Genomic DNA, 6,636 nt, shown 5'->3' with positions numbered 1-6,636 from the left:
CGATGGCATGCCGCCATCGGCCAACGCATTCCGGCCGTCGTTGACGCGATGGTCGGCAAAACTCCTATCGGACTGTCCAAGTTGGGTTGACCACTACAGGTCATGATTCCGCTTGGATAGACACCTCCTTCTTTCAAGAAACGAAAAGGGAAGGATGAAGGCGCGGAGCCAAGGGTTGTCTGTCGGCAGTGGTACGCGATCGTCGTAACGTGTAGAACAGGCTGCATTGAGAACAGGCTGCATTCCGCAAAGGAAGATTCATGTCGACACCACTGCATCGAACCGGAATCGCATCATGCGCCTGAGATCGCTGGAAGGGCGGCTGGCACTCTGCCTCGCCTTGGCTGCGCTGGCCGGAGCATCCGTCTATATCGGCGTGACCGACTGGCCGCTACCGCAGTTAATGGATTGGATGCATAGCCTCAGCCCCACGGTGGCGAGGCCTACGCATACGCAGGCGCTGGTGATTTGCGCTGCGGTATTGCTGCCGTTGTCGTGGTGGTTTGCGCACATAGTGATGCAGCCGGTCAAGCGTCTGCTGCGTGCGTTGGAAGGCGCGGTGGCAAGCTATCGCGATGGTGACTTCAGCATTTCCATCGCACTCAATCGCCGCGATGAACTGGGCGACTTGATCCGCGTACACAACGAGCTGGGGCAGACGTTGCGCGAACAACGGCAGAATCTGGCACAGCGCGAACTGCTGTTGGACACGGTGGTACAGAACACACCGGTCGCCCTGGTGCTGACCGATGCGAGCGGACGCGTGGCGTACGCCAATATCGCAGCGCGGCACCTTTTCAACGAAGGGCGCAGCCTCAACGGTTTGCACTTTGCGACCTTGATTGCCGACGCGCCCGAAGCCTTGCGCAAGGCAACCGAAGGGGCGGAAGACGCGCTCTTCAGTGTGGAAATGGAGGGTGCCGAAGAAACCTTCCATCTCTCGCAGCGTGCTTTTCGCCTGCAGGGCCGGCCGCATCGCTTGCAGCTGTTTCGTCGGATGACACGCGAGCTGTCGCGCCAGGAAGTGGCGGCGTGGAAGCGTGTCATTCGTGTGGTTAGCCATGAGTTGAACAATTCACTGGCGCCGATTTCTTCGCTGGCGCATTCGGGATCCGAGCTGGCACGGCGCGGCGACGTGCAACGGCTGCCGGGTGTCTTTGCCACGATCGGCGAACGTGCGCGTCACCTGCACGGGTTCATCGATGGCTACGCGCGCTTTGCCAAATTGCCTGCGCCGCGCCCGGTTGCCGTGGAGTGGAAGCCGTTTCTGGAAGGACTGGCGCTGCATTGCCGTTTCCAATTGGTCGGCGAGCCGCCGAAACAGCCTGGATGGTTCGATGCGGCGCAGATCGAGCAAGTGCTGATCAATCTGATCAAGAACGCACACGAATCCGGCAGCACGCCGGAAGGCGTGACATTGTCGCTGGCCATTGCGGGGCAGGAGTTTCGCATCGAGGTGGCCGACCGCGGCCCGGGCATGAGCGAAGCCGTGCTGGCGCAGGCGTTGCTTCCGTTCTATTCCACCAAGCGCTCGGGAACCGGTTTGGGTTTGGCTTTGGCACGCGAGATCAGTGAAGCACATGGCGGGCGCATTGCGCTTGCCAATCGTGGGGATGGTGGCTTGCGCGTCACCCTGCTGTTGCCGCAGCAAGGCGCCGCAACATAATCGCGTAACCAGTTTGCCCGGAATGCTCCTCTATACTCGCCCGTATCAAGGGAGGAGATGCCATGGGGTAGTACGGTTGAGGTCGTTGCCGTGGAGGGCATGACGCTTAAAGTACGGCCAGGGTGAACTATCGCGGCTTTTGCCGGCATAGGGGAATGACGTACGCGCATACCCAACGGGCACACTTCCGGTGAGAATGAGGGCATGCCTGCACTCGTCATTTTTTTTCCATCGCCGTCTGACGTCGCCAACTCCCTGTTCGGGGTGGGTGACACATGAGCGTGCAATTCGCCACGACGGCACTCAACACCCGCATTGCTTTTCTGGTGGAACTCGCCACCCGCCTGCATAAATACGGCGCGGCTTCTCCTCGCCTGGAAATGGCGATTACCGGCTCGGCACAACGCATCGGCCTCAGCGCGGAGGTATGGTCCAGCCCTACGGCGATCATCATTTCCTTTGCAGATCTTGCTCATGGCGAAGAGAGCAGGCTGGCGCAGGTAACGCAAGTCATACGGTTGCTGCCGGGCGACGTGAATCTCGACAAGCTATGCCGTGCTGACGAAATAGCCGATCGCGTGATTGCCGGCGAGCTGGATTTGCGCGAAGGGTTTCGCCTGCTGCGCGCCTTGGAGTTGCCGGATACGCCCTATCAAAAGGCGGGCGTGATTGTCAGCTACGGTTTGTCGGCCGCTGCCATCGATGCCTTGTTCCTGCATAGCTCCTGGGTGGATTTGCTGGTGGCCGCCTTTGTCGGATTGATCATTGGCACCATCACGATTTTGTCGGCTACGCGTCCTCGGCTTGCGGTGGCGAGCGATGCGATTTGCGCCATGGTCGCTACCTTGGTCGCCATCGTGTTTAGTGCCTTCGTGGTACCGCTGGCGATCAAGTCTGTCGTACTTGCGGGCTTGATCGTATTGGTGCCGGGCATGTCTTTGACGACGGCTGTACGTGAGATTTCCAGCCAGCACCTGGTGTCCGGCATGGCGCGCATGGGTGGCGCCATGGCCACCCTGCTCAAGCTCACCTTCGGCACGGTAGCCGCCACGCAGATATGCGCGGTGTTTGCGATCGCGCCCCGTGATTTTGCGCTGCCGGCCTTGCCTGCATGGATCGACTATCCCGCATTGCTGTTGGCAGCAATTGCCTTCGCGATGCTGTTTCGTGCCGCATGGCGCGATTGGCCGGCGGTCATCCTGGCGGTGATCGTAGGTTATGTTGCCACGCGGCTGGGCGGCGAGATTTCCGTCAATTTGCCGGGAGCGCCGTTCGGGGTGTTTTTGGGCGGTCTGCTGTTGAGTGCGCTGGCGAATCTTTACGCGCGTTACGCGGGCCGGCCGGGTGCCGTGGTGCGGGAGCCGGGAATTTTGCTGCTTGTCCCTGGCAGCGTCGGATTTCGCAGTGTTTCCTATTTGCTTGAGCGCAATACGATGCTCGGGTTTGATACGGGCATATTGCTGGTGACCTTGCTCATATCGCTGGTTGGGGGGCTGATGTTCGGTGAATTGCTTATCGCACCACGGCGATCGTTATAAGCCCATGAACAGGTTTGCTCGCTGTGTCATTGACGGCACGCTTAATAGGGCGGGCATAAAACAGTCTGGCCAGCGTTGACCCGCAGCGGTAGTCCAGTTGCCGAGACCGGATTTCCTCTTCTATGTGTGGAGGGGAGAGCTGGGGCGCAGTAAAGGCCTTCAATCTTGCACAACTCATGCACCGCAACCCTGTGCGAGGGGTATATACATGGTATCAAATTCCGGTAAAACAAAAACGCCGGCATTAGCCGGCGTTTTTTTAGGATCGTGTTTACGATCAGATCGCCAGATCTTTTTCTTTCTTGCCGGACTTCAGTGCGTCATTGAACCAGCGCGGGCGCTTGCCGCGGCCCGACCAAGTTTGTTCCGGATCGGCCGGATTGCGATATTTTGGAGCGACAGACCCGGTGCCTTTGCGCTTGCCGCGACTGACAACGGCGGCGCCGCCAAACACTTCTTCGAACGTGATTTCTTCGGATTTCAACAGTGCATACACTTTTTCACGCACTTTTGTGATTCTTTCCTTATGCAACTCGTTCTGGCGCAATTGCGCCTTCTGAATCAGGTCATTGAGCTGATTATGGTTGAGGCTCTTGATATCAATGGCCATGAGGTGGGCTCCGACAAGGAAATGAACGAGGCGATCCGGTTATTGGATTATAAAAACCGGATGGGTTTTTGATTTTCCCGCATAACGCGCAGTGTTGTAAAGCAATGGCGCTGATAATGAATTTCACTGCGGCAATGGCTTGGCATTTATTGCGGTTTCATTAACGTTTCGAATAAGGACGCGAGCGATGTTGTTGGCTTTGCCATGACGCAAGAAAGACCGCTATGGCGGCCTTTTTTGCATCATTTACGCGGCGCCCTTCAGCCAAGTATTTCGAAGAGTTCATCGCGCGTAATGGCACTGCTTTCGGCAGCGGTGCGCGCGCGATATTCCAGCGTGCCGGCCGTCAGGCCTCGCTCGCTGACGACCACGCGATGCGGAATGCCGATCAATTCCATGTCCGCGAACATGGCCCCGGGACGCAGGCCGCGATCGTCCCACACGGTTTCGATGCCGCGCGCGATCAGTTCGTTATAGAGCGACTCGGCGGCAGCTTCGACGTCTGGTGTGTTCTTGGGGTTGATCACACATACGGCAACCCGCCAAGGCGCCATGGCTTCGGGCCAGATGATGCCGGCTTCGTCATGACGTTGCTCGATGGCGGCTGCCACGATGCGGCTGACACCGATGCCGTAGCAGCCCATCAGCATGACCTGTTTCTTGCCTTGGTCATCAAGCACGGTGGCGTGGAGGGCTTCCGCATACTTGCTGCCGAGCTGGAAGATGTGTCCGACCTCGATGCCTCGGGCGATCTTCAAGCTGCCCTGGCCATCCGGCGATAGGTCGCCTGCCACCACTTGGCGGATGTCTTCGATGCGCGTGATGCGCGCGTCGCGACCCCAGTTGGCACCGGTGTAGTGCGTATCGTTGGCATTGCCGCCGCAGATGAAGTCGGCGAGCACCGCCGCACTGCGGTCGACGATGACCGGGATGGAATCGGGCAGGTCGACGGGGCCGATGAAACCAGGGCGGGTGCCGATGGCGGCGAGGATATCCTCCTCGGTAGCCAGCACGGACTCATCCGGCAGTTCGGGCAGCTTGCCGGCTTTGACCTCATTGATTTCATGATCGCCGCGCAGGCACAGGGCGACGAGTCCTTCCTTGCCGTGTACCAGCACGGTCTTGATGATGCGGTCGGCTGCGACACTGAAGTGCTGGGTGACGTCCTCCACGGTGCGTACGCGGGGAGTATCGACGCGCTGCAGTGGAGCGGAAGGCGCGGGGCGGCTGGTGGTGGGTGCAAGCGCTTCGGCTTTCTCGATGTTGGCGGCGTAGTCGGAACCATCGGAAAAGGCGATCAAATCCTCACCAGAATCCGCCAATACCTGGAATTCATGGCTGGCGTTGCCGCCGATCGCGCCGGTATCGGCTTGTACCGCGCGGAAGCTCAGGCCCAGGCGCGTGAAGATGCGCGAGTAGGTGCGATACATCACGTCATAGGTCTCAGCCAGCGACTCCGCAGTGAGATGGAAGGAGTACGCATCCTTCATCAGAAACTCGCGCGCGCGCATCACGCCGAAACGGGGGCGGATCTCGTCGCGGAACTTGGTCTGGATCTGGTAGAAGTTGACTGGCAATTGCTTATAGCTTTTCAGCTCGTTGCGCGCGAAGTCGGTGACTACTTCCTCATGCGTGGGGCCGTAGCAGAACTCCTGTTCCTTGCGATCCTTGATTTTCAGCAACTGGCCGCCGAATTTTTCCCAGCGGCCGGTTTCTTCCCATAACTCGCGGGGCTGTACCGAGGGCATCAGCATTTCGATGGCGCCAGCGCGGTTCATTTCCTCGCGCACGATCTGCTCCACCTTCTGCAGCACGCGCAGACCCAGCGGCGACCAGGTATAGAGGCCGGCGGCGAGCTTGCGGATCATGCCGGCGCGGGTCATAAGCTGGTGGCTGGCGATTTCGGCGTCGGCGGGGACTTCCTTGACGGTGGCCAGGTGGAATTGGCTAAGGCGCATGGCTGGGCGATCCGGCAAACAAAACGCCGATTATAGCGGTGCGGAAACAGGGATTAGGGAGGGAAAAGGCATCATGCATGCAAGCGTGCCGGATGCCTCGTCTCCGGCATGGATGCTGCGGCTAAGAGCCTGCGTTGCTCGTTGCCGTATCCCCGTCCATTACTGTTGATTGGCGCAGTACTGGTTGTACTGGGACTGGCTGCTGTCCAGCTGCTGCTTGCGCTGGTCGGGGTTGAGCAATTGCTGCTTGCCGCCAGATTGCATCACCACCGGCCCGCTTCCCTGCAGGGCGGCGATGTTGGTTTTCAAGGACGCGCAGAGCTTGCTGCGATTTTCCGGGGTGTCGGCCATCTTGGCGGGCGCGTTTCCGCCAGTGTCGGAAGAGTTGCCGCTGCCGGCATTGGACGTATCCGCGCTGGCGCTGTTCGGAGCCGCTGCGGCGGGCTGATCGGCATTGAGGGTGACCTGGGTGTACTTGGTGCCTGCCGACGGCGGCGTTTCTGAATAGTGCGTGGTCCCCTTGGCATCGGTCCACTTGTAGACCTGGGCGAACGCCAGCGGTGCGACCAGCAACAGCACCAGGGCAAAAGAAGCTCGACGCATGGCGGACTCCAAGACAGAGGTAAAGGTAAAGTGAAGCTAGGGCCTGCTTACACTACTGGCGTAGCTCGCGCTGGGAGCGGTTTGCACGCCAGACAAGGAAGAGCAAAGGCGTGCACGTCGGTCCTCAACTGAGCGATAACATGGTATGGCGTGCAAACAGAGCCAGCCCTTCGGGTTGCCGTTGCGTAGCCGCCATGCGGCAGCGCGCGGCTTGACCTGGCAGCCAGCCAGGCCTGCGCCACGCACTACCACCTGACGGCT

The 6,636-nt window shown here is 59.6% G+C and carries 5 protein-coding genes; 2 read left to right on the top strand and 3 right to left on the bottom strand.

Features of this window, described 5'->3' with window-relative positions; all coding sequences use genetic code 11:
- The first annotated feature begins 295 nt into the window (after positions 1-295).
- Both AC4HNJ_RS21365 and AC4HNJ_RS21360 read left to right on the top strand, forming a co-directional pair.
- Positions 296-1,666 carry a sensor histidine kinase gene (locus AC4HNJ_RS21365; RefSeq protein WP_490481642.1) on the top strand — a complete coding sequence of 457 codons (1,371 nt, stop codon included), beginning with the start codon at positions 296-298 and terminating at the stop codon, positions 1,664-1,666.
- A 275-nt stretch (positions 1,667-1,941) separates the two neighbouring features.
- Positions 1,942-3,204: a threonine/serine exporter family protein gene (locus AC4HNJ_RS21360; RefSeq protein ID WP_490481641.1), complete on the top strand. Its 1,263-nt coding sequence runs from the start codon at positions 1,942-1,944 to the stop codon at positions 3,202-3,204.
- A 277-nt stretch (positions 3,205-3,481) separates the two neighbouring features.
- Here AC4HNJ_RS21360 and AC4HNJ_RS21355 read toward each other — a convergent pair whose 3' ends face one another.
- The 3 genes from AC4HNJ_RS21355 to AC4HNJ_RS21345 form a co-directional block, all read right to left on the bottom strand.
- On the bottom strand, positions 3,482-3,814 hold the full coding sequence (locus AC4HNJ_RS21355) for an H-NS histone family protein (RefSeq protein ID WP_490481640.1): 333 nt from the start codon (positions 3,812-3,814) through the stop codon (positions 3,482-3,484).
- Between the two features lie 260 nt (positions 3,815-4,074).
- The gene (locus tag AC4HNJ_RS21350; RefSeq protein ID WP_490481639.1) at positions 4,075-5,772 is read right to left on the bottom strand and encodes a proline--tRNA ligase; all 1,698 of its coding nucleotides are present in this window, start codon (positions 5,770-5,772) and stop codon (positions 4,075-4,077) included.
- Positions 5,773-5,931: 159 nt separating this feature from the next.
- A complete protein-coding gene (locus AC4HNJ_RS21345; RefSeq protein ID WP_490481638.1) occupies positions 5,932-6,375 on the bottom strand; it encodes a DUF4124 domain-containing protein in 444 nt (147 codons plus the stop codon).
- Positions 6,376-6,636 lie beyond the last annotated feature (261 nt).

The organism is Dyella sp. SYSU CM1112, from assembly GCF_058216415.1.
The sequence above is the reverse complement of the archived record's forward strand: the minus strand, read 5'-3'. Positions and strand labels throughout refer to the sequence as shown.

What these genes read in the sequence shown, in the direction of transcription:
- AC4HNJ_RS21365 (WP_490481642.1), top strand. Translation starts at nt 296, where the DNA reads ATGCGCCTGAGATCGCTGGAAGGGCGGCTGGCACTCTGCCTCGCCTTG.
- AC4HNJ_RS21360 (WP_490481641.1), top strand. Translation starts at nt 1,942, where the DNA reads ATGAGCGTGCAATTCGCCACGACGGCACTCAACACCCGCATTGCTTTT.
- AC4HNJ_RS21355 (WP_490481640.1), bottom strand. Translation starts at nt 3,814, where the DNA reads ATGGCCATTGATATCAAGAGCCTCAACCATAATCAGCTCAATGACCTG.
- AC4HNJ_RS21350 (WP_490481639.1), bottom strand. Translation starts at nt 5,772, where the DNA reads ATGCGCCTTAGCCAATTCCACCTGGCCACCGTCAAGGAAGTCCCCGCC.
- AC4HNJ_RS21345 (WP_490481638.1), bottom strand. Translation starts at nt 6,375, where the DNA reads ATGCGTCGAGCTTCTTTTGCCCTGGTGCTGTTGCTGGTCGCACCGCTG.